1 protein-coding gene is annotated in these 1,455 nt (G+C 45.6%); it reads right to left on the reverse strand.

All coding sequences use genetic code 11. From position 1 onward, the window contains the following. Window positions 1-35: 35 nt before the first annotated feature. A protein-coding gene (locus ACOTWU_RS25240; protein ID WP_085949440.1) for an IS3-like element ISKpn8 family transposase occupies window positions 36-1,405 on the reverse strand; the annotation gives its coding sequence in 2 pieces (ribosomal slippage) (window positions 36-925 and window positions 925-1,405; 1,371 coding nt in all). Between the last annotated feature and the right edge of the window lie 50 nt (window positions 1,406-1,455).

Consider the following 1,455-nt stretch of genomic DNA (forward strand, 5'->3'; position numbering starts at 1 on the left):
GCCTCGGGTTGTACTGACCCCAAAAAGTTGGACAGTTAAACACGAGGCACATAGGTCTGGGTTCGATATTCAATTGGACTCAGACCTTTTAATTTCAGGCTAATTCTTCTGCTGTTGTAGTAGTCAATATATTCCGTAACAGCATCCTTCAGTTCGCTTATATTACTGAACTCGTCAAGATAAAAACACTCCGACTTTAAGGTTCCAAAGAAACATTCCACGACTGCATTATCCAGACAATTGCCTTTTCTGGACATGCTCTGTGTAATGCCTTGTTCTTTAAGGATGTTTTGATACCTTCTCATACGATACTGCCATCCCTGGTCAGAGTGCAGAATAGGATGCTCGTGAGGCTTAAGCTTTTTGAATGCCTGATCGAGCATATTCTCGACCATGTTCATCACAGGTCTTTCCGACAGGCTGTAAGAAATAACTTCGTTGTTGAAGAGATCTATTACTGGAGACAAATACAGCTTTCGCCCATTGACTGCAAATTCAGTAACGTCGGTAACCCACTTCTCGTTTGGCCGTGTAGCCTTGAAATCCCTTTGGAGAACATTGGGGGCGGTTTGCCCTACCTCTCCTCTGTAGGAGCTGTATCGCTTGACCTTAATCGCTGCCTTAAGCGAGAGGGTTCCCATCAGGCGCTGAACGGCTTTATGGTTAATCCGTTCCCCGTCTCGATGGAGAGACAACGTTACCCTACGGTATCCGTAACGACCTTTATTCTCGTGATAAATCTCACCAATACGCTTTTTAACATCCGCATACTTATCAGGCTTGCTGAGAGCCTTTAGATGGTAATAAAACGTACTGCGCGGTATCTCCGCTGCCTTGAGAAGCTCATCAAGAGGGTAAAACTGCCTTAGCTCGTTGAGTACTTTCACTTTTTCGCGGGATGAGCTAAGGCTTTCAGCTTTTTTAGATACGTAAGCCGCATTTCAAGGAATCGAACTTGTCTTTCAAGATCCTCAATACGTCGGTCTTTCGACAGCTCCAATGCTAACGCCGCTTTTTCTGGATCAACTGACATTGTAATGTTTCTTTTGGTGCCGATCTTGAGTGCGCGTAAACCAGCTTCTCCGTGCTCCTCATAGACTTTCAGCCACTTGGCTACAGAACCACTACCAGCAAGCATAAAGTGAGCAGCAGCCTGATTGAGGGACATCTGCTGCTCGGTCACGGCTTTCACGACCTTAATGCGCAACTCTGGATCAGCACTAACGCCTTTAGGTTTGGGAATTAAACCTTTTTCTCCATGTTTTTCATAGAGGGCAACCCACGTCCTGACCTGGGTTCGAGGCACACCAAAACGTGCAGAGATGATCCTGTAACCATCATCAGTTGTGAAGTAGTGATTCACGACTTCAAGGCGCTTTTCGAAGGGGTATTTTGGCTTTGACATATCAGGGACTATTCCATTTCATCGTCCAACAAAATGGGTGCAGTACAGGT

The sequence above is a fragment of the Enterobacter cloacae complex sp. GYL001 genome, assembly GCF_049237125.1.
Lineage (GTDB): Bacteria > Pseudomonadota > Gammaproteobacteria > Enterobacterales > Enterobacteriaceae > Enterobacter > Enterobacter hormaechei_C.